Here is a 20011-nt window from a genome sequence, read left to right on the forward strand (position 1 = left end):
GGTGCGGGGGGGGGGGAGTCGCCCGTGGGCCACGACCGCAGCCCCCCCCGTACGGGGCCCCCGGGGGGGGGCGCCCCCCCACGGGTACGGATGCCACGGGGGTGAAGGATGGGGGCACGTCGTTCTCTTTCACGTGAAGCCGCCTGGGAGTTTCGGGTGGTGTCGTCTCAGCTCTTGTTGGCGCCGAGGGTCAGACCGCTGACGAACTGCCGCTGGAGCGCGAAGTACACGACGAGCGTGGGGATCGCGGTGAGCAGGGCGCCGGCGGCGACCAGGTTGGGGTCCGTGAAGTACTGGCCGGAGAGGTTGTTCAGGGCCGAGGTGATCGGCATGTTCTCGCCGGTCGAGATCAGCACGAGGGCCCAGAAGAAGTCGTTGTAGATCCAGATCGACAGCAGGGTCGCCAGGGCCGCCATCGCGGGCTTGCACAGCGGCAGGGTGATCTGCCAGTACAGCCGCCAGACCGAGGCTCCGTCCACGAGCGCGGCCTCGGTCAGCTCGTCCGGCAGGGAGCGCATGTAGTTGCTGAGCACGAACGCGCAGAACCCGGACTGGAAGGCCACGTGGATCAGCACGAGGCCGAGCGCGGAGTCGTACAGCTTGCCGCTCGCCGTGATGCCCGGCAGGTCGGTGAGCAGATACAGCCGGTACAGCGGGGTGATGATGACCTGCTGCGGAAGCAGATTGCCGGCCGTGAAGACCAGCAGCAGGGCGAGGTTGAGCCGGAAGTCGAAGCGGCTGACGTAGAAAGCGACCATCGACGACAGGAACAGGGTGAGCAGCACGGCCGGCACGGCGATCAGCAGGGTGTTGACGAAGTAGTGCGTCATGTCCGACTGCTCGAACGCGTTCTTGAAGTTGTCGAGGTTCAGCGTGTCCGGCCAGGACACATAGCCCTTGTCGCTGGTCTCGCTGTACGGGCGCAGGGCCGAGAAGACCGCCCACAGCAGCGGGGCGAGCCAGGCCAGGGCGGTACCGGCGAGGAAGACGTGCAGCAGGACGCGGGCCGGGCGCAGCGGGGTGCGCTGCCCGGGCGCGCCGGTCGCGAGGGTGGAGGCGCTCACGCTCGTCGCTCCTTCCGGAAGGTCGCGATCAGGTAGGGGACGATCACGACGAGGGAGATGACCAGCAGGACCACGGCGATCGCCGAGCCGTACCCGATGCGGCTCGACTCGCCGATGATGTTGTTGGTCACCAGGATCGAGAGCAACTCGGTTCCCTGGGCGCCCTTGTTGAAGACGAAGACCAGGTCGAAGGCGCGCAGCGCCTCGATGATGGTGACGACCAGAACGACGGTGTTGGTGGGGCGCAGCGTCGGGAAGATGACGTGTCTGAACGTCTGCCACTCGTTGGCGCCGTCCAGCGCGGAGGCCTCTCTGAGGGAGGGGTCGACGCCCTTGAGGCCGGCCAGGTAGAGGATCATCATGTAGCCGGTGTGCCGCCAGGAGGCCGCGACGAGGACGGCCCACAGGTTGAGGTCGGGGTCGCCGATCCAGTCGATGTAGTGACCGGGCTCGTTGGCGCCGATGAGGCTGTTGATCAGGCCCGTGTCCGGGTTGTAGACGAGTTGCCAGACGAAGCCGATGCACGCCATCGAGATGACGACCGGCAGGAAGAACGCGGTCTGGTAGACCCGGCTGAAGCGGATCCTCTTGTCCAACTGGACGGCGAGGAACAGGCCGAACGGGGTCGGGATCAGGATGAGGACGACGAACCAGATGACGTTGTGCTGGACGGCGGGCCAGAACTGCGGGTTGTCGTTGAAGAGTTGCTTGAAGTTCTCCAGGCCCACCCACTTGATCGAGTCGAACCCGATGCCGTCCCAGGTGGTGAAGGCGAGGGCGATGGAGGCGAGGGCGGTGACCCAGACCAGGGCCACGTGCAGGACCGTGGGCACGCCCGCCATGAGGGCGAGCGTGAACCGGTCTCGGCGGGTCAGCAGGCGCCTTCGGCCCCGTGCGGCCCGCTTCGGTGCGGAGGCGGCGCCCGGGGGCGGCTCGGTGGCCGCCTCCGGGGAGTCCGTCGTCGTGTCGGTGGTCATGATGTCGCTCACGCGGTCGCGAAGATCTGCTTCTTCTGGCGCTCGATCGACGACAGCAAGCTGTCCACGCCCTTGGGGTTCTGGAGGAACTTCTGGAGTCCGGGCTGCATCACCGTCGAGGTGAAGTCCGGCCGGGAGTCGCGGTCCATGAACTGCGTCAGGGTCTTGGCGCCGCCGATCATGTCGAACGCCTTCTTCTGGAGCGCCGAGTACGCGGAGGTGTCGGCCTTGCTGGAGGCGGCCACGACACTCGGGTCGCCCTTGAGGTAGAGCTCCTCCGCGGCCGGGCTGCCCATGTACTCCAGCAGCTTGAGGACTCCGGCGTGGTTCTTGGGGGCCTTGCTGACCATGAGGCCGTCGGTGGGTGCCTCCACGGTGTCCTGGCCGTACGCGGAGTCGATCTCCGGGAAGGGGAAGAAGTCGAGGTCGTCCAGGTCTTCCTTCTTGGTGAACTGCTGGGCCACGAAGGTGCCGAGGATGTACATGCCGGCCTTCTTGGCGACCAGCGTCTGCGCGGCGTCCTGCCAGGTGCGGCCCATGAAGCCGTCCTGGTGGTACGGGAGGAGTTCGGCCCAGTGGTCGAAGGTGGCCTTGACCTTGGCGTCGGTCCAGGAGGCCTTGCCGGCCATGAGCTGGACGTGGAAGTCGTAGCCGTTGAGGCGGAAGTTGATCTGGTCGAAGGTGCCCATCGCGGGCCAGGCGTCCTTGTCGCCGAAGGCGATCGGGACGAGCTTGTCCTTCTTCATCTGCTTGCACAGGGCGATGAGTTCGTCCCAGGTGGTGGGGACCTTGTAGCCGTGCTGCTGGAACACGCTCTTGCGGTAGAACACCGCCCACGGGTACGTCGTCATCGGAACGAAGTAGTACTTGCCGTCCTCGCCCTTGCTGAGCTTCTTCATCGCCTCGGGGAAGTTGTCCCCGATCTTCGCCCACACGTCGTCGATCGGCGAGGCGAGCTTCTTGGCCGCGAAGAACTGCATGCGGTACCCGGCGAACCAGTTGAAGACGTCGTCCGGCGTGCCCTGGAGATACGAGTTGATCTGCTCCTGGAAGGTGTTGTGGTCCTTCGTGTTGACGTCGACCGCGATGCCGGACTGCTTCTTGAAGTCCGCGTAGACGTCGGCGAAGGCCTTCTTCGGCACGGCGTCGGACGCGTTGGAGCCGACGGTGACCGTCTTGGGGTCCGACGCCGTGCCGCTGCCGCCGCAGGCGCTCAACAGGGGTACGCCCGCGCCGAGGGCGACCGCGCCGCCGATTCCGCGGATGAGGGTGCGACGGCTGGGCGTTGGGGCGGACAGACCCGAGAGGGGAAGGTGCATGACGGCTCCTGAGGGCAGGGTTCGGTCGAGTTGGGCGGCGGGGAGGCCGGAAATCGATCAGAAACCAACTCGACCGAACAACGTGGGCGTAATGACAGCCTCATGTCGTCACCGCGTCAAGACCTCGCACCCGCCTTACCCGAAACGTGACCGACACGTCACGGACTGCCCTCGTGGGCTCGGAAAAGGGGCGAACGCCACCAGCACGGGCTGTCGGGCTGTCGGGCCATCACCTCGCCCGGTTCGCCGACCCGCACACGGCGGGCCGGGCGCCCACATCGGCGATGTTGGCTTTCGCGACGCAGACACCCAAAAGCAAACAGTCACTGGTTGAATTTGTTTACAGGCAGCGCACATCGACGAGCGGGCCATTCTCTGCCAAATACGGCAGACCGATGACGGGTCAGGGGGCTGCGGACCCCCGGTCGGCGTTCGTCCGACTCTCAGTCTCGCGCAACGTAATCGATTACGCCACAGGCCTCGACTATCGATCCGGCAAAGGCGCGCAGGGGAACAGGCGTGGCGGGGACGGCGGTTCACGACTGCCGGACGGCCGCGCGTGGCCGAGGAGGCCGCGGCCGTCAGACCGACGCGCGCGCCACGAACGTCGTGCGGACCCGCACGGTCCTTCGCCGCGTCCGGCCGTCGATCTGCTCCAGGAGGAGCCCGGCCGCGACGCGGCCGACCTCGCGCGCCGGGTAGCGGATGGTCGTCAGGCGCGGCCGGACCAGCGAGGCGAACTCGATGTCGTCGTGCCCCACCAGCGACACATCGCCGGGAATGTCGAGCCCGAGACGCTCGGCCGTGTCCATGGCGCCGACGGCCGTGATGTCGTTGCCGCACAGCACCGCCTCGGGCCGGAGCCGCGCGCGCATCAGCCGTTCGAAGCCCTCCGCTCCCGCCTCGCGTGTGTGCTCGCCGTGGACGATGTGCTCCCGCGCGATGCGCAGCCCCGCCTCGGCCGCGTGCCGCCGGACGCGTTCCAGGCGCGGATCACCGCCCGCGGCGTCCAGCGGACCGGCTATCACACCGATGCGGCGCCGGCCGGTGGCCGCCACGTGCGCCAGCGCCTCACCGACCGCGCCGTCGGCGTCGGGCGTCACCAGATCGACGTCACCGAACGAGACGTCGGCACTGACCACCGCCGGGATTCCGGCGGCGCGCAGCACGTCGAAGGCGTCGATGGGGAGCCGGAACGGCGTCATCACCACACCGGCGAACCGCTGGTGCACCACTTCGCGCAGCAGCGCCTCCTCCTCGTCCCGCCGGGCTCCCGTGCTGCTCACCAGCACGTGGTAGCCCCGGCCGCGCAACTCGTCCTGGATGGAGCGGGCGAGCAGCGCGTAGAAGGGGTTGGCGATGTCCGGCACGACCAGGGCGACCATGGTGGACTTGCCCGTACGGAGGCTGCGGGCGACGGGGTTGAGGGTGAAGCCGAGCCGCTCGATGGCCGATTCGACCGCTTCGCGCGTTTCCTCCGTGACCGGTCGTTTTCCGCTCAGGACATACGAGACGGTGGCGGACGAGACTCCCGCGGCCCGCGCCACGTCACTCATGGTCACCCGCTGCCGCATCGGCGTCCGCCCCTTCTCCGACCGCAACCCTACCGGCGCCCGCCCGTCGGCGAGGTTCCGGCCGGTCGTGACCCGTCGCGCATCCGCGCAGGTCCGCGCGCTCCGGCGGGCCGGACCTCCGTCGCGGCGGCTCCCGGCGCGCGGCCGGGGCCCCGGCCGCGCGGGCAGCCCCGGCAGGCCGGCACCGGGGTCAGGGGCTCGCTCGGAGTCTTCGAGATGACCTCAATACGGTCAATCGTCAACGAAAAGCCCATAGTCACCCGATGGCGGAGGTCCGTGATCCCGAGGGGCCTCGCCTCCCGGCTCTCGGCCAAAGATGACCATACTGGGAGGGCACACCACACCCCAGCAGCAAAGTGACTCATGCCGAAGTCCTCCACAGAGCGTCTCACCGCCCCGGAAACGGTCTGGCTGGCCGCCGGGCGCCACACAGGTCCCGCCCCGCAGGCGGCCGTCCGGGAGCACCTGCGGGAACTGAAGAACAGGGAAAGGATCCAGGACTTCCTGGAGAAGGAGAACTCCACGACCCCGGACGGGCTTGTCTTCGAGGCCCGCTGGTTCGTCGAGGACGAGGTGACCGTGCGGGCGCGGCTCACCACCGACGGACGTGCGCACGTGGACGGCGAGCGGCGCTGGACGCTGACCGCCGAGGCGGAGCGGCCCTGGGATCCCCGGTGGCCCTCCCCCGCCGCGCTCCTCTGGCCCGAGCGGAGCGGCCTCTCCTGGGACCGTGACGCCGCGGCCGGGCTGCTGTTCCAGGACGTCAACCCGCTGCCCAAGGACGACGCGGCGCTGCGCCGTCTGCTCAAGGACATCGCCCGGCACAGTTGGAGCATCAACGTCGTCGTGCACGAGGCGATGACCCCCGACGCCGAGGGCCGCCTCCCGCTGGTCCGGCTGCTGCCGCCCGCGTTGCGGTATCGCGTCGTGGAACACCGGGCCACCCCCGAGCAGTTCCACGCCGTCAACTGGGCGCTCGGTGACCTCGGGACGTCCGTGCCGCGGGGCGGCGCGGTCATCCTGTCCGGCACACCGGCGCGGACCGGGTTCGACGAGCAGGCGTTCAGGGTGCGCAGCGTCTTCCTGGACGGCTCCGAGCCCACGGAACTGCTCGACAAGGTCGTGCAGTTCGCGGCGCTGCCCTGGCCGCTGCCGGACGACGCGGCGGCGGCCTTCACGGCGCTGCGCGAGGAGTGGAGCCTGCTGACCCTCGAAGAGGAACTCGTCCACGCACGGGCCCTGGTGGCCTCGTACTCCGAGGCTCTGGAGGCGATGACGAAGTCGCGCGACCTGTACCGGGAGGCCACCGAGCTCGCGCACGCGGCGCTCGCCGAGATGGCCGAGTACCGCGATGCCGCGTCCGCCGCGCGGGGTTCCGCTCAGGGGCAGGACAGGCATCCGCTGACGAAGACGCTCCAGCGCGTCACGGACTCGCTGCTGCCCCGGCGGGCGCAGCGCGTCGACGCCCACCTCCAGGAAGCGCGCGAGAGCGAGCGGCGGGCCCGCGAGGCCTCCGAGTGACCCGGGGCGCGGGGACGGCGCACCGGCCGCCCCCGCGCCCGTCACGATCACACCCGGCCCCCGTGGCGCGAACCCCGGCCCTCGTGACGTGGTCCCCGGCCCTCGTGCCGCGAGCCCCGGCCCGGTGGCCAGGCCCACGCGGTCGGTGGCCGGCCCCGCGCGGTACGGCCGTTCGGCCGCTCCTGAGCCTCGGGCGCACCGCCCACGTCGAGGCGGCTGCTCGTCCGGTACGGGCCCTCGTCGGCCCGGGACGCGTCAGGCGCCGCGCCAGATGTTGGCGAACGCCGCGTTCTCGATGACCCGGCGCTGGCGGACGGCCTCGAGTTCCATCACCGCGTCGTGCACGGCGACCAGGACGGTCGTCACCGCCTCGTCCTCGACCGACGCGTTGTCATCGGTCTCCTCGGCGGGGATTCCGACGACTTCGGCGAGCGCGGCGAGGACGGGCTCGTCCGCCGCCCAGCGGTGCATCGCCCGGCTGCGGGCCGGTGAGTCCACCAGCTCCATGCGGTCGGGGCCGAAGGGCAGCCGACCCCGCCGTTGCCGGGTGAGCTGGCCCGTCTGTTCGAGGTCGGTCTGATAGGCCTTGGCCAGATCACGCCCCCTGCGCCACAGCCAGTCCTGGACGCGCTCGTACGGAATCTGCCGCACGAGCGAGGACGCCGCCTCGCCCAGAAGACGGTCGTTCGTGGCCGGCTGTCTCGCCGGGGTCATCCGGTCACCGTCCAGCGTGATGACCTCGCCGGCGAGGAGATCGATCACCTCGGCTCCGGCGAGGGCGAGCGACAGGTCGCCCTGCCCCACAGAACGTTCCGGCTCCTTGTCCATCGTGATGATGAACAAGTCCCTGGCCGTGGTCACGAACGGCTCCCCTCGGAGTACTTCGCCCGGCGCGACCGTCACGCATCGGATCCAGCGCATCCACCGCACCGCCCTCCGCGGGCGATCCGTCGTCCGCGGAGGAAGGGCACGTCACGCTCGTGATCGTAACTCCCGGCACACCGGTGCGTCTGTGAGCCGCGAGCTCGGCCGGTCGGCGACGTGCCGTGGTGTGGCCCGCACGGGCCGGTCCGGCCGACACATGGAGTGCCCGCCGGACCGGATACCTTCACCTGATGCGCCGTCAGCCCTGGCGGGCCTTCAGGCGCGGGTTCTTCTTGTTCACGACGAAGACCACCCCGCGCCTGCGGACCACCTGGGCCCCGGGCATGGACTTCAGCGAGCGCAGTGACGCGCGTACCTTCATGGCTCTGTCCTCCTTCTGTGCTTGCCTTCTGCCGAACTCGGCGTGCTCCGGCGGTCAGTGCCGGTTCGACGCCGTGCGGCCGTAGCGGCGCTCGAAGCGCTCCACGCGGCCGGCGGTGTCCAGGACCCGCGACCTGCCGGTGTAGAAGGGGTGGCTCGCCGACGAGATCTCCACGTCGATGAGCGGGTGAACGGCGCCGTCCTCCCACTCGATCGTCCTGGCGGAGTGCGCGGTCGACCGCGTCAGGAACGCGACGCCGGCGGCACGGTCCCGGAAGACGACCGGACGGGACGCGGGATGAATGCGGGACCTCACGGGGTTCTCTCCTCGGGTAGGGCAGGTTCGACTGCGGACGACGGCGATACGACGGGTGCGTCCGCCGGGTACGCCCGGCGTGCGGTCAGCGCTCCTCCCGGAACGTGACGTGCCGGCCCGCCAGCGGGTCGTACTTGCGCAGGACCAGCCGGTCGGGGTCGTTCACGCGGTTCTTGCGCGTCACGTACGTGACGCCGGTCCCGGCCGTCGACCTCAGCTTGACGACGGGTCGCGCGGTACTGCGTGCCATGAGGTCCTCCTTCACCTACCACGCACGAGCCTTGACTCGCGCATGCCAATCAGTTACGTGAGCTGTAACAGCGCACCGGGTGCCGGCATTCCCGGAACCCGGACGTGGCGTGCGACACGCCGGACCCGGCGCGACTACACCTCGCGTACGGCACCGGCGACGACCGAGCTCCGTCCGCCGGATCTCTTCCGGGTCGGGCGGGGTGCCCTCCCGGCCCGCGAACAGCAGATGTCCGGTCCCGACCGCGAACAGCAGATGTCCGGTCCCGATCAGCGTGAGCGCCGGCGTGTCGGCGTCCGCGTCCGGCGCGAGACGGCCCAGCTCCCGCTCGGAGCGGAGATGGGAGCCGATCACGGCCGCCGCCTCGGTCAGCAGCGGGAGGCCGACCGGGGTCGTGGCCCGCAACCGGGCCCGCGGCCCGTCCCGGGCGACGACGAGGCCGAGGATTCCCAGGGCGAGGGTCCGAACACCTCGCCGGGTCGCCGGCCTGTTCCACGGCTCCGGCCGGGTCTCCCCAGGTCCTGGGCCCGTTCCATAGGACCGGGCCGGACCCGGTCCATAGGCCCCGCCCGGTGGGTCGATCCGGTCACCACCGGCAGGACCGTGACCGGCACGGCCCCGCTCCGGCAGCCTGGGGACCGCTTCGCGGGACGCCCCACACCGGCGGGTGCCGAAGCCGCCGGTTCACGGCCTTGGCCGACGGCGGTGACGGCGCGCCGGTGACGGTCAGGAGGGCTTCGTCGCGGTGACGGCCGTGACCGTCACCTTGTTGTCGCACTCGGCCAGCACTCCGCCGTCCTCCAGGGCGAGCTGGTGCGCTCCGCTGGAGGGGAGACCCACCACCAGAGTCGGATAGCTGACCGGGGTGGACCCGGACACGCAGTAGCCGTCGGCCTCGCCCTGGACCTGGACGAACGTCATCTTGACCCACGCCTTCGCGGCGGGGGCGAGCACCACCTTGGCCGAGGGGCCCGTCCGGCTCACCGTCAGCGGCTTGTTCTTCTCGGGGGAGCCGTTGGCCGCGCCCGCCACGGTCGGGTACCCCTGGAGTGCACACGTCGCTCCGGACATGTTGGTGAACTCGACGACGGCGGCGCCGGTTCCGGTGCCCGGGGGGCGTACGTCGGCCTGGTACATGAACGCCTTCAGGGACTCCGCCGCGCACGTCTTGGTCTTCGTCGCCGGTGTCGCGGTGGCCGGCACCGAGGCGGGGGCCTTGGGAGAGGAGTCGCCCGCGGGCTTGGCCGGGGTTCCCGTCCCGCCGGACGGCTTCGCGGGCGTCGGGGAGGCCGAGGCAGCCGGCTTCTTCGCGGTGCCCGACGGCGAGGTGGTGCCGGAACCCGCGGTGTCCGGGCCGGGCTGGCAGGCGGTCATGAGGAGTGTGGCCGCCGACATGGCCGCCATGGCCAGAGCGGCTCCGCGGCCACGCGACCCGGAGTGCATCCCGTACTGCATGTAGTCCCCCGATTGAGATGTTCAGATGCCGGACGTTCACCGGCACTCGTCGCTGTAGATCGACGGACGGCTGCCGCGGTTCACGCGCGCACAGGCCTGTGACACGACGGTGACGCGGCGGCTACCGATCCCCGGGGACGGCCGGACCGGAGGACAGCCCCGGCCTCCCGGCCGGAAACACCGGAGCGGCCTGGGCCGTGTCCGACAAGGTCAGCGACAGGCGTTGCGCGGTGGTCGACCTGGAGGCGAACTCGCGGCAGTCGACCACCGCTCGCGTGGCTCCGGTCACGGCCCTGACGAGGTCCAGCCGGACCGTCGGGCCCGCGCCGGTGACGAGGCGGGCCTCCATCCAGGTCGTGGTCGCGCTGACGTCCGTGCGCCGGGTGCGCTCCCCGGTCAGCAGGCGTGTCGTGCCGTCGACGGATGTGGTGCGCAGGACGGGGACTTCGGCCAGGTCGGCCGCCAGGGTGCCGTCGTCGCGCAGGGTCCAGCGGGCCCCGCGCAGACGGTCGGCCACCTCCTGGGCCTGGGAGCGGGTGCCCGAGAGAGGATCGGCGGAGACGACGGCGAGCGTGCGGAAGGTGCGGGGTCCCCCCGCATGATCCGGACCGCCGGTGGACGGCGACGGCTCGCCGGCCGTGAAGGCCGGGAGTCCCGGGGGACGGCTCGGATCCCGCGGCGCGGCACCGCTCGGACACGCCGTGGCCGTCGCCCCGGCCCCGCCACTGGCTCCGGCCCCGCCACTGGTTCCGGCCCCCGCTCCGGCATCGGTTCCGCCGCCGCCCGGTGCCCGCGTGGCGACCGGGGTGGTCTGCCCCGCCGGGTCATCGGCGAAGACTCCGCCGGCCGGGCGGGCGGCGAGCGGCAGCAGCCCGACGAGCAGCAGCACCGCCGGAAGCAGGACGGCCGCCGCGTGGACGGCCGCGGACCGGGCCGCACCTGACCGAGTTACCGCGGGGACGGACGTCCCGGGCCCTGCCGTCGCCGACCCGGCCGCCGCGGACCGATCCGTGATCGGCGGATCCCTCCGTGCGGATCGCTCTCCTGTCGCCAGCGGCCAGACCAGCGCGACGGCGAGCGTCGCCCACCAGGCGGGCTGCCCGGCCAGCGACTCGTGGGCCAGCGCGAGGACCTGCCGGCCGGCTCTGTCGGCGGACGCGCCCAGCAGCACGTACGCGGCAAGCGCCCCCGGCATCGTCACCAGCAACTCGGCGAACAGGGCCAGGGGCCACAGCAGCGTCGACAGGAGCCGGACCCGGGTGGTCCCGGCCCGCGCCACACATCGGACGCGCATGCCGACGGGCGATGAGCCGTGCCGTCAGTTCGTCGGCTTCGTCCGGGGCCAGCCCGCGGGCCCGGAGCCGCGCGCTCATGCGCAGGGCGGCTCGTACGACGTCCGCCGTGGGGGCGCTCGAACCGGCGGCCGCGCCGCCCGGAGGAACCGCCGCTCCTGGCACGGCTCCTGACGCCACTCCTGGCGCGGCTCCGGACACGTCCTCGCCGTCGGCCGCACCGCCCGGTTCTCCCCAGTCGCCCGGCACCGGCCTCGGCGGTAACGGTATTGGTGGCAGTGACGCCGGCGGCCGCGATGGTGTGCCCTGCCCGGCCGGCGGGCGTTCATCCGGTGAGGCCGTACCGTCCTCCCCGGGTCGCCGGGTCGCGGCCTCGGCGCGCCGCTCGGCCCGTAACCCGACCAGCAGTCCCGTCGCGGACAGCAGGTTGTTCAACTCGGGTCTGCCCAGGGCGGAGTTCAGCGACTCGGCGGCGTACGCGAGCCCTTCCAGCACGGCGGGAAGCACGGCGACCGCTCCGCCGCCCATGCCTCCGGGCGCCTGACGTGGCGAGGAGAAGAGGTTGCGGCGGGGAGCGCCGCCCGCGGCGTAGGCGCGAGTGGTCTGCGCCGCGAACCCGCTCTCCCCGGGAGCGGCCCGCTCGGCGATGCGTATGCCCCAGGTGTCCAGCCGGTCCGATGTCGTCATCCGGCCGACTCCGCTGCGGTCGCCCCGCCGTCCCGCCGTCCCGTCGTGGTCGTCCGCGGGAAGGGGGCCGATAAGGACGTCACGAGGCCGTGCCGTCGAAGGTGAACTTGAACGCGACCACGCCGTCGGTGGTGCTTCCCTCGGCGGTGAGCGACGCCCCGGAGCTGTCGAGGCGGCCCGTGAACGTCGTGCCGGCGGCCAGCGCGTGCGGGAAGCCGCCGGGCATCTGACCGAATTCGGAGCGGCAGGCGACGACCAGGCCGGGCCAGTTGAACAGGTTCAGGACGATGGCTTCCCGCTCGTGCGGATCCGTGAGCCGTGCGTCCAGCTCGCCGTCGGACCAGCCGATGTTCCAGTAGGTCAGCAGGAGATTCGGATCCCGGTAGTTGCCCGCCAGGTCCTGGCTCGAGACCGTACTGACCGACGACGACCGGAAGGACACCGCGCCGGCCTGGGAGGCGTAGCCCGCGGCGAACAGCATGGAGAACGGGTTGCTGTCGGCCTGATCGCCGCCGGACTCCGGCCGACCCAGGTTGAGGGTGCTGTTCATGGAGTACGTCTGACTGCCCGCCAGGCGCCGGGACCCGTCGGTGGAGCAGTGGTCGTAGATGTCGACGGAGATGCTCGCGGTGCCGCTGTACGCCTTGCCCCACAGGGCCGACGCCCCCGAGCCGCCGGCCTGCACCGGTTCCTGGGAGGCTGCCGTCGTGGCCTCCTCCGTGGTCGGAGTCTCCGTCGGCGTCGCCGCCTCGCTGACCGAAGGCGCCGGCTCGGGCGTGGACGCGGCCGCGGACGACGGCGTCGCGGACGCCAGGGTACTGGCGGAGGCCGTCGACGCCTCGGCCGTCGGCGAGCCGTGCTCGCCGCACCCGGCCAGGGACACGCACAGGAACCCCGCGCAGACCGTCGCGATCAGCCGGACCCGGACGACAGTGGACACTCTTCGAACCCGCGTCATGGCAGCCATGACACACCCCTCCCCACACCGGGCCACCCCCCACGAGCGCCCAGGACAGGCGGGACATTACGCCGCGCTGGCATTTCCTCACCCCCCGCGAAGTCCTTCGTTATCGTTTCGTGCCTGGCCACAGCCGTGTACGGGCGGACCGCTTCGTGCCTGGTCACACCTTCGTACGGGTGGACCGCGGGGGTCCGCCGACGAAGCCTCTGGTGCACGATGAGCGACGAAACGGGCCGGCCCGAACGGTCCGTTCCTGCGAGCCGGGGTGTGGTGATGGATGGGCGGAGATCTGTGCCGGGTCCTCGTCGTCGACGACGACGCGGCGATACGGCGGTCACTCGAACGAGGCCTGCGGCTGGGCGGTTTCACCGTGGATCTCGCCGACGGCGGCCGGTCCGCGCTGGAGGCGGCCCGGCGGACGCCGCCGGACGCGATCGTGCTGGACATCTCCATGCCCGGTCTCAGCGGCATCGACGTGTGCCGGACGCTGCGCGAGGGGGGCAACGACGTACCCGTCCTGATGCTCTCCGCGCTCGACGAGACCGGTGACCGGATCGCAGGGCTGCAGGCCGGCGGGGACGACTACCTGGTGAAGCCGTTCGCGCTGCAGGAGCTGGTGCTCAGGCTCCGGGCGCTGCTGCGGCGCCGGCCGCCGAAGGACACCGACGCCGTACGGGTGGGCGGGCTGTCGCTGGATCCCACGGCGCGCACGGTCAGTCTGGACGGGCGGCGACTGGAGCTGACCCGGCGGGAGTTCGAGCTGCTCCACGTCCTGGCGCGCAACGCGGGCATCGTGCTCAGCCGGGATCAGCTCCTCGACCGGGTCTGGGGGTACGACTTCGACGTGCGCTCCGACGCGGTGGACACGTTCGTGAGCTATCTGCGGCGCAAGCTGGAGGTACCGGGCCGGGACCGGATCATCCACACCGTGCGGGGCGTGGGGTTCGTGCTGCGCGACGACGGGCCGGGGGCGGGGGCGGGACGATGAGGCTGTCCACCCGTATCGCCCTCGCCGTAGGCGCGACCGTGCCGGTTCTGGTGCTGGCCACCGGCTGGCTGCTGCTGCGGCTGGTCGCGGCGGATCTGCACGGCCAGCAGGACGCCCACCTGCGGACGAGCGCGGCGGCCGTGGCGAAGGACGCCCGCGGGCTGCTGCGCGTGAGTGCCGCGGACCGGTCGGCGGCGGTCGAACGGGCCCGCGAGAGGCGGCTGTTCACCTCCGCCCTGGATGTCGGCGTACGGCTGATCGGCCCGTCCGACACGTACACGGGCGGCCCCCAGCCCGACCAGGGGGTGACGCTTCCCGCGAGCGCGCCGGCGCCGGTCACGCTGCGCGCCGGCGGGGACTCCTGGCGGGTCCTTTCCAAGCGGGTGTCCGGTACGCGTCCCGGGGTACGCGGCACGCTCTGGCTCTTCGCGCCCGACACCGCGGCGGACACCCAACTGCGCCTGGTGCGCAGGCGTGTGGTGACCGTGGCGCTGCTCGCCGCGCCGCTGTCGGGGCTGCTGGCCGGTGCGGTGGCGGGCCGCGCGAGCCGTCCGCTGCGGCGGCTGCGGGACAGCGCGAGCGGTCTGGATCCGCGGACCAGCACCGCCCGCCTCGACCACGCGCCGGTGCGGATCGCCGAGGTCGACGATCTGGCGCACACCCTCCAGACGGTCCTGAGCCGCTACGACGAACAGGCCGCGAGGACCGAGGAGGCGCTCGCCACCGCCCGTTCGTTCGCCTCGGCCGCCGCGCACGAACTGCGCACACCGCTGATGAGCATGCAGACCAACCTGGAGATCCTCAGCGAGCATCCCGCGCTGCCCGCTCGCGACCGTACCGAGGTCCTGGACGACCTGCGCCGCGAACACGCCCGGCTGCTGGGGCTGTTGGTCATGCTGCGCGAGCTCGGCCACGGTGACCTGGTCGAGGCGGACGCCTTCGGTCCGGTGGACCTCGCGGATGTCGTCGAGGCGAGCGTGCGGGAGCAGCGGCGGCGCCATCCGCTCGCACGCATCGCCGGCGACTGTCCGCCGGGGACGCGGGTCCACGGCTGGGAGCCGGGACTGCGCACGGTCGTGGACAACCTCCTCACCAACGCGCTGGTGCACGGCGGTTGCGCCGACGGACGCCCCGCGCGCATCGACGTCACGCTGCGGGCGAGCGGCGGCCACGCCGTCCTGTGCGTCGACGACCAGGGGCCGGGGATCGCGCCCGAGCGTCGCGCGGCGGTCTTCGAGCGCTTCGAGTGCCGCCCGGACAGTCCGGGCTCGGGCCTCGGACTCACCCTGGTTGCCCAGCAGGTCGACCTGCACCGGGGCCGAGTCCGTGTCCTCGAACCGCCGACCGGAACGGGGACCCGGATCGAGGTCGCGCTCCCCTTGTACGGCGGCGGACCCGGTGGGGAGCCGGCACTCCCCGCACCGCGCAACTGGGTGATCACGACCGCCGGGGTCCGGCCACAAGAATTCCACAAAGACGACTCCTAGCGTGCCGACCGTGCGGGCAACCGCACCGGAACGAAAAGGAGTTCGGCATGGCGAGGACATCGAGGAAGCCGGCGGCACCGAGGGCCGGGAAGACCGTCGTCGCGCTGATGGCGGTGGGCGCGCTGCTCGGCGCCGCGGGAGCCGCGTCGGCCGACGGCACCGCGACGCACCCCTCGGGCGCGCCTACGGGTGACGGCGCGAAGGTTCTCTGCAAGCGTGCGCCGAAGATCGACCGGAGGATCGAGCGCATCCTCGGCCGACTGAACGGGGACGCCTCGCAGCGCGGTTCGATCGCCAGGCTGGAGCAGCGCCTGGCCAACGCCAAGTCCGCCGGGGACACGCAGATCGAGACCTATCTCGACCATCGGCTGACCTTCCGGCGTTCGCTCGTCCCGACGCTGGAGAGCCGCCAAAAGGATCTGTCGGATGTCCGCAAGTGGTGTGCGAGCCACGACGACGGGACCGGCTCCTGATGCGCGCGGGACGTGCGGCGGCGGCCCTCGCCGTGGCCGCCCTGCTCCTGACCGCGTGCGGCGGCTCCGGTGACACCGGGAACGCCCCCGCGTCGCCCGGCCCGGCGTCCACGGATGTCGCCCATCTGCAGAAACTGGTCGACGACGCCGAGTCCGCGGCGAGTTCGGCCGAGTCGGCCATGGCCGACGACTGACGCCACGACAGACGGAGTTCGCACTCCGCGGCGAGCCCGGCCGACCGGGCACCGGCCGGCAGCCTTCATCCATCGTGTGACGTACGGGAGTTGAAGTCACACGGAGTGCGCGGGAGCCGACGCCGCAGGTGGTGTGCGGAGTTGGCGCCACCGGGCTGTCCGGGGGCGGCGGCGGGTCGTTCCCCCCGGCCGCCGCGGCTCGTGGGTCACCGGCTCGGCCGGTCCGTCCGCTCTCGGGACACCGGACGGACGGCCTGGACGTACGTCAGCCACGGGCGGACGTCGCCGCTCCCCCGGATCTCGAAGCCCGCACCGGTGACGAGCCCGTCCAGCAGGTCGGTCCGGTTGTGGGACATGGCGTGGCCCAGGCCGCCGTGCACCAGATGACGCCCGAGGGCGCCGCGCGGCGGCCGGAACTCGACGACCAGCAGGCGTCCGCCCGGCCGCACGACGCGCCCCATCTCCGCGAGTGCGGCCGGCCGGAGTTCCTCGGGCAGGTGGTGCAGCATCAAGCTGGTGACGACGGTGTCGTACGACCCGTCCGGGAAGTCCAGGTTCTCCGCGACCCCTTCCCGGTAGGCGCAGGCGGCGCCCTGTCCGGCGCCGCTCCTGCGTCGCGCGTAGGCGAGAACCGAGGGCGACGGGTCCACGCCCGTCACCGTTCCCCGCGGCCCGACGACAGCGGCCATCCGCCGGGTCAGATACCCGGTGCCGCAGCCCACGTCCAGCACGCGGTCCCCGCTCTCGGCCCCGCTCAGCGCGGCCAGCCGGGAAAAGGCGCGGTTGCGCCGACCCGCGAAGCAGACCGCTCCGCACAGTTCGTAGGCGCGCGGGGCTCCGATCGTCACCCCGGGGGTGTCCGCGTGCGCTTTTCCTTGCATGAGGCGCCCGATGGACATGCCGATCACTCTCCCTAACTTAGTTGCGACTAAGTAAGTGCCCAACTTAGTCCCGACTAAGAAAATGCGCAACGGGCCTACGATGGCCGATGTGACCGACGCCGAGAAGACCTCCGCCCACCAGGGCAAGACCCGTACGCGCACCCGGATGCCCGCCCCCGAGCGACGCGCCTCGATCCTGGCCGCGGCCACCGAGGTCTTCTCCGAAACCGGCTACGAACGGGGCAAGGTCTCGGACATCGCCCGCCGCATCGGGGTGACGGAACCGGTGGTCTTCCAGCACTTCGGGTCGAAGTCCGCCCTCTACCAGGCCGCCCTCGACCACGTGACCACAGCGGTCACCGCGCTCCTGACCGAGGCCGCGGACACCGGACGCCCCGTCCCCGACGTGCTGGCGGCCTTCCTCGACCCGGCCCATATGGACCGCTTCCACCAGCGCGGCGCCCACGGCTTCCTCTTCGCCGACGCGGCGGCCCTGGCCCACGATCCGGCCCTCGGCGACGCCGCCCGGAACATCCACCGGAATTTCGCCGAAGCCCTCGCGGGCCTGCTGCGCCGCGGCCAGGGCGACGGCGACATCCGCGACGACATCAGCGCGGACACCGCCGCCTGGTGGCTGATCTCGCTCCTCGCCGGACGCCCGCTCCGCAGTGCGGTGATGCCGGACCGGGCCGCTCAAGAAGCCCGGCTGACGGACATGGCCCTGCGGTCGCTGCTGCCACCGGACGCCGACCGGGCCTCCGAGCACCCCGCCGCACCGGCGAGCGACCACCCCACGTCGTAGAATGATGGTTTTATGGGCCAAAAGGATCGAAAAGGCCACAGTCCTCGACCTGGCCTCCGCCGGTGACTCAGCCGTCGACGGCGCCCCCGGACACGGGGGTGCCCGGCCGGAGGCGCGGCGGAGGTGACGGCCGGTGACCGCCGCCGCTCCGCTGATGGTCGTCGACGGCGCGGGCGTCGTCCTCCGGTGGAGCCGCAGAGCGCGCGAAATCTGGCTGCGGTCGGACTCCGAGGCCGTGGGACGGACGGCCCTCACCCTGGTGGCGCCCGACCTCGGGAACTTCGGCGGCGACTCCGGCTACGGCACGACACCCGGATCCGGGCCTCTCGTCATCCACGACGTCGACGGAAGCCCGGTCGACCTCCGCATCATGGTGGTGCCGCTCTCCGACGGCGCGGTCGCCTGGGGCGTCTTCGAGGCGGACGGCGACGGCGCCCGCCTCGACACACCGACCGCGGTCTTCGACATCCTGCACGCCAACACGCACGACGCGTTCCTCGTCCTGGACCCCGCGCTGCGCGTCCTCAGCGTCAACGAGGCGGCCTGCGCACTGGTCGGCGTCACAGCGGGCAAGGCTCTGGACCGGCCGGTCGGCGATGTGATCCGCCCCTCCCGCCCTCAGGAGTTCGAGGACCTCCTGCGGGGCGTCCTCACGGAGGGCACGCCGGTCACCGACCACGCCGTTCAGCTCGACCCGGTGGACGCCTCGTCCCGGGAGCGCTTCGCGGACATCTCGGCGTTCCCCCTGAGGAACGCGCGGGGCGTGGTCGTCTCCATGACCGACGTCACGGAGTCCATGCGGAGCAACAGACGTGTCCAGGCGCTCGGTTCGGTACGAGAGCGGGTGGGCCGGAGCCTGGACGTCGTCACGACCTGCCAGGAACTGGTCGAGGCGCTGGTGCCCGGCTTCGCCGACATCGCGGTGGTCGAGGTGGTCGACGCCGTGGTGCGGGGAGAGGATCCCCCGCTCAGCCCCCTCGGGCGCGACATCCCGCTGCGCCGCGCGGCCTTCCGTCTCGAAGGCCCCTCCCACCGGGCGCAGGCCCATCCCGTCGGCGACGTCCGGGCCGTGCCGACGCCGACGCCGTACTCGCAGGTGCTCAGCGATCTCAAGCCGCGAACCGTCACGCTGGACAGGAACACCCCCTGGCTGTGCGCCGATCCGGAGCGGGCCCGCGCCATCCGCGCCTCCGGGGCCCGGGTGCTGCTCACCGCCCCGTTGGCCCTGCGGGGCGCCGTGCTCGGACTGCTCAGCCTCTATCGCGTACGACCGTACGACGCCTTCGACGAAAACGACCTCGCCGTCACCGAGGAACTGGCCGCGCACACCGCGCTGAGCATCGACAACGCCCGCCGCTACACCCGCGAGCACACCATCGCGTCGGCGCTGCAACGCCATCTGCTGCCGCCCGAGCCCCCGTCACGGACCGCCATGGAATTCGCGCCGCTGCACGTCCCCGCCGACGCGGGAGCGGGCACCTGGTACGACGCCTTCGGTCTGCCCGGGGCGCGCACCGCCCTGGTGATCGGCGAGGTCAGCGGAAGCGGCATCGACGCCGCCACCGCCATGGGCCAGATCCGGACCGTGATCCATACGCTCGCGGCGCTGGACCTGGATCCCGACGAACTGCTCGCCCGTCTCAACGACGCGGTCGTACGGCTCGCCCACGAGCGGGAGTCCCTGCCGGCGAGCGATCCGCTGCGCCGGCAGCCGCTCAGGGCGGGCTGTGTCTACGCGGTCCACGACCCGCTCCAGGAAGCCTGCGTCATGGCCTCCGCCGGTCACCCCGCGCCCGTCGTGGCCCATCCCGGCGGTGTGGTGCACGTGCCGCAGATCCCGACGGGCCCCCTTCTGGGCAGCCGGGACGGACCTCCCTTCGCCACCGCCTCCGTCCCCGTGCGGGACGGCAGCGTGCTCGCGCTGCGCACCACGACCTTCCCGGTCCCCGAAACCCCGGACGGCGACCGGGCGAAGGGCCCGCTGCGGATCGCGCTGACCCACCTCGACCGCCCCCTCGGCGACATACGGGACGACGTCCTCTACCGGCTGCGCGACACGGCGGGCCACCACGACGTCCTCCTGCTGCTCGCCCGCACCCGGGCCTTCCCGCCGGACCGGGTCGCCACCTGGGACCTGGACTTCGAGCCCACGGCGGCGGCGACGGCACGGCACCACGCCCAGGAACGGCTCCGCGGGTGGCGGGTGGGCGAAGAGACCGCCTTCGCCACCGAGTTGATCGTCAGCGAACTCGTCACCAACGCCCTGCGGTACGGAGCGCCGCCGATCCGGCTGCGCCTCATCAAGGACGCCACGCTCACCTGCGAGGTCAGCGACGCCGGCGGAGCGGCTCCGCGCCTGCGCCACGCCCGTACGGCCGACGAGGGCGGACGCGGCCTGTTCATCTGCGCGCAGATGAGCCACAACTGGGGCATCCGCTACGCCGCCCCGGGCAAGACGATCTGGACGGAACAGACGCTGGCCCAGGACTCGGACGCCGGGAGCCCGGACAGCTTCTGACGCGGGT

19 protein-coding genes are annotated in these 20011 nt (G+C 71.9%); 7 read left to right on the top strand and 12 right to left on the bottom strand.

Annotated features, from left to right (window positions below; genetic code table 11):
- Positions 1 to 167: 167 nt before the first annotated feature.
- From ACFXGX_RS22570 to ACFXGX_RS22585, 4 genes are all read right to left on the bottom strand, one after another.
- On the bottom strand, positions 168 to 1064 hold the full coding sequence (locus tag ACFXGX_RS22570; protein ID WP_384794100.1) for a carbohydrate ABC transporter permease: 897 nt from the start codon (positions 1062 to 1064) through the stop codon (positions 168 to 170).
- Entirely contained in the window at positions 1061 to 2041 is a 981-nt protein-coding gene (locus ACFXGX_RS22575; RefSeq protein WP_384794246.1) for a carbohydrate ABC transporter permease, read from the bottom strand. The genes ACFXGX_RS22570 and ACFXGX_RS22575 overlap by 4 nt, the downstream gene beginning before the upstream one ends.
- An 8-nt stretch (positions 2042 to 2049) precedes the next feature.
- Positions 2050 to 3360 carry an ABC transporter substrate-binding protein gene (locus ACFXGX_RS22580; RefSeq protein ID WP_384794103.1) on the bottom strand — a complete coding sequence of 437 codons (1311 nt, stop codon included), beginning with the start codon at positions 3358 to 3360 and terminating at the stop codon, positions 2050 to 2052.
- A gap of 581 nt (positions 3361 to 3941) precedes the next feature.
- The gene (locus tag ACFXGX_RS22585) at positions 3942 to 4934 is read right to left on the bottom strand and encodes a LacI family DNA-binding transcriptional regulator (protein WP_384794106.1); all 993 of its coding nucleotides are present in this window, start codon (positions 4932 to 4934) and stop codon (positions 3942 to 3944) included.
- 363 nt (positions 4935 to 5297) lie between these two features.
- On the opposite strand from ACFXGX_RS22585, the gene ACFXGX_RS22590 reads away from it, so the two are divergent.
- Positions 5298 to 6455 carry a hypothetical protein gene (locus ACFXGX_RS22590; protein WP_384794109.1) on the top strand — a complete coding sequence of 386 codons (1158 nt, stop codon included), beginning with the start codon at positions 5298 to 5300 and terminating at the stop codon, positions 6453 to 6455.
- Positions 6456 to 6710: 255 nt separating this feature from the next.
- Here the strand turns inward: ACFXGX_RS22590 and ACFXGX_RS22595 are convergent, their stop codons facing one another.
- The 7 genes from ACFXGX_RS22595 to ACFXGX_RS22625 all read right to left on the bottom strand — a co-directional run bounded on the left by ACFXGX_RS22595 (position 6711) and on the right by ACFXGX_RS22625 (position 12640).
- Positions 6711 to 7316, bottom strand: coding sequence for a GPP34 family phosphoprotein (locus ACFXGX_RS22595; protein ID WP_384794112.1), 606 nt, complete (start codon positions 7314 to 7316; stop codon positions 6711 to 6713).
- A gap of 262 nt (positions 7317 to 7578) precedes the next feature.
- Complete coding sequence (ykgO, locus tag ACFXGX_RS22600) at positions 7579 to 7701, bottom strand: type B 50S ribosomal protein L36 (protein ID WP_361693717.1); 123 nt, start codon at positions 7699 to 7701, stop codon at positions 7579 to 7581.
- A gap of 54 nt (positions 7702 to 7755) precedes the next feature.
- The gene (locus tag ACFXGX_RS22605; protein ID WP_384794117.1) at positions 7756 to 8016 is read right to left on the bottom strand and encodes a type B 50S ribosomal protein L31; all 261 of its coding nucleotides are present in this window, start codon (positions 8014 to 8016) and stop codon (positions 7756 to 7758) included.
- 85 nt (positions 8017 to 8101) lie between these two features.
- The gene (rpmG, locus tag ACFXGX_RS22610; protein ID WP_384794120.1) at positions 8102 to 8266 is read right to left on the bottom strand and encodes a 50S ribosomal protein L33; all 165 of its coding nucleotides are present in this window, start codon (positions 8264 to 8266) and stop codon (positions 8102 to 8104) included.
- A gap of 726 nt (positions 8267 to 8992) precedes the next feature.
- Positions 8993 to 9670 (bottom strand): DUF4232 domain-containing protein, encoded by a 678-nt coding sequence (locus ACFXGX_RS22615; protein ID WP_384794122.1) that lies wholly within the window; start codon positions 9668 to 9670, stop codon positions 8993 to 8995.
- 172 nt (positions 9671 to 9842) lie between these two features.
- The gene (locus tag ACFXGX_RS22620; RefSeq protein WP_384794125.1) at positions 9843 to 11015 is read right to left on the bottom strand and encodes a hypothetical protein; all 1173 of its coding nucleotides are present in this window, start codon (positions 11013 to 11015) and stop codon (positions 9843 to 9845) included.
- Positions 11016 to 11779: 764 nt separating this feature from the next.
- The gene (locus ACFXGX_RS22625) at positions 11780 to 12640 is read right to left on the bottom strand and encodes a hypothetical protein (protein WP_384794128.1); all 861 of its coding nucleotides are present in this window, start codon (positions 12638 to 12640) and stop codon (positions 11780 to 11782) included.
- A gap of 298 nt (positions 12641 to 12938) precedes the next feature.
- On the opposite strand from ACFXGX_RS22625, the gene ACFXGX_RS22630 reads away from it, so the two are divergent.
- The 4 genes from ACFXGX_RS22630 to ACFXGX_RS22645 are packed head-to-tail and all read left to right on the top strand — an operon-like array spanning position 12939 to position 15803.
- Complete coding sequence (locus ACFXGX_RS22630) at positions 12939 to 13649, top strand: response regulator transcription factor (RefSeq protein WP_384794131.1); 711 nt, start codon at positions 12939 to 12941, stop codon at positions 13647 to 13649.
- Positions 13646 to 15136: a sensor histidine kinase gene (locus ACFXGX_RS22635; protein ID WP_384794134.1), complete on the top strand. Its 1491-nt coding sequence runs from the start codon at positions 13646 to 13648 to the stop codon at positions 15134 to 15136. Before ACFXGX_RS22630 ends, ACFXGX_RS22635 begins: the two co-directional genes overlap by 4 nt.
- A 47-nt stretch (positions 15137 to 15183) precedes the next feature.
- Positions 15184 to 15609 (top strand): hypothetical protein, encoded by a 426-nt coding sequence (locus tag ACFXGX_RS22640; RefSeq protein ID WP_384794137.1) that lies wholly within the window; start codon positions 15184 to 15186, stop codon positions 15607 to 15609.
- Positions 15609 to 15803: a hypothetical protein gene (locus ACFXGX_RS22645; RefSeq protein WP_384794139.1), complete on the top strand. Its 195-nt coding sequence runs from the start codon at positions 15609 to 15611 to the stop codon at positions 15801 to 15803. The genes ACFXGX_RS22640 and ACFXGX_RS22645 overlap by 1 nt, the downstream gene beginning before the upstream one ends.
- Positions 15804 to 16009: 206 nt before the next feature.
- Here ACFXGX_RS22645 and ACFXGX_RS22650 read toward each other — a convergent pair whose 3' ends face one another.
- Positions 16010 to 16702, bottom strand: a complete 693-nt coding sequence (locus ACFXGX_RS22650; protein WP_384794142.1) for a class I SAM-dependent methyltransferase — start codon at positions 16700 to 16702, stop codon at positions 16010 to 16012.
- A 91-nt stretch (positions 16703 to 16793) separates the two neighbouring features.
- Here ACFXGX_RS22650 and ACFXGX_RS22655 point away from each other — a divergent pair, with 91 nt between their 5' ends.
- Entirely contained in the window at positions 16794 to 17486 is a 693-nt protein-coding gene (locus ACFXGX_RS22655; protein ID WP_384794145.1) for a TetR/AcrR family transcriptional regulator, read from the top strand.
- 133 nt (positions 17487 to 17619) lie between these two features.
- Positions 17620 to 20004, top strand: a complete 2385-nt coding sequence (locus ACFXGX_RS22660) for a SpoIIE family protein phosphatase (protein WP_384794148.1) — start codon at positions 17620 to 17622, stop codon at positions 20002 to 20004.
- Positions 20005 to 20011: the final 7 nt, after the last annotated feature.

The organism is Streptomyces sp. NPDC059371 (genome assembly GCF_042751995.1).
Taxonomy (GTDB): domain Bacteria; phylum Actinomycetota; class Actinomycetes; order Streptomycetales; family Streptomycetaceae; genus Streptomyces.

Coding starts and splice junctions, on each gene's coding strand:
- ACFXGX_RS22620 (WP_384794125.1), bottom strand. CDS start 11,015: ATGCGCGTCCGATGTGTGGCGCGGGCCGGGACCACCCGGGTCCGGCTC.
- ACFXGX_RS22575 (WP_384794246.1), bottom strand. CDS start 2,041: ATGACCACCGACACGACGACGGACTCCCCGGAGGCGGCCACCGAGCCG.
- ACFXGX_RS22645 (WP_384794139.1), top strand. CDS start 15,609: ATGCGCGCGGGACGTGCGGCGGCGGCCCTCGCCGTGGCCGCCCTGCTC.
- ACFXGX_RS22630 (WP_384794131.1), top strand. CDS start 12,939: ATGGGCGGAGATCTGTGCCGGGTCCTCGTCGTCGACGACGACGCGGCG.
- ACFXGX_RS22590 (WP_384794109.1), top strand. CDS start 5,298: ATGCCGAAGTCCTCCACAGAGCGTCTCACCGCCCCGGAAACGGTCTGG.
- ACFXGX_RS22635 (WP_384794134.1), top strand. CDS start 13,646: ATGAGGCTGTCCACCCGTATCGCCCTCGCCGTAGGCGCGACCGTGCCG.
- ACFXGX_RS22640 (WP_384794137.1), top strand. CDS start 15,184: ATGGCGAGGACATCGAGGAAGCCGGCGGCACCGAGGGCCGGGAAGACC.
- ykgO (WP_361693717.1), bottom strand. CDS start 7,701: ATGAAGGTACGCGCGTCACTGCGCTCGCTGAAGTCCATGCCCGGGGCC.
- ACFXGX_RS22580 (WP_384794103.1), bottom strand. CDS start 3,360: ATGCACCTTCCCCTCTCGGGTCTGTCCGCCCCAACGCCCAGCCGTCGC.
- ACFXGX_RS22585 (WP_384794106.1), bottom strand. CDS start 4,934: ATGCGGCAGCGGGTGACCATGAGTGACGTGGCGCGGGCCGCGGGAGTC.
- ACFXGX_RS22615 (WP_384794122.1), bottom strand. CDS start 9,670: ATGGCGGCCATGTCGGCGGCCACACTCCTCATGACCGCCTGCCAGCCC.
- rpmG (WP_384794120.1), bottom strand. CDS start 8,266: ATGGCACGCAGTACCGCGCGACCCGTCGTCAAGCTGAGGTCGACGGCC.
- ACFXGX_RS22650 (WP_384794142.1), bottom strand. CDS start 16,702: ATGTCCATCGGGCGCCTCATGCAAGGAAAAGCGCACGCGGACACCCCC.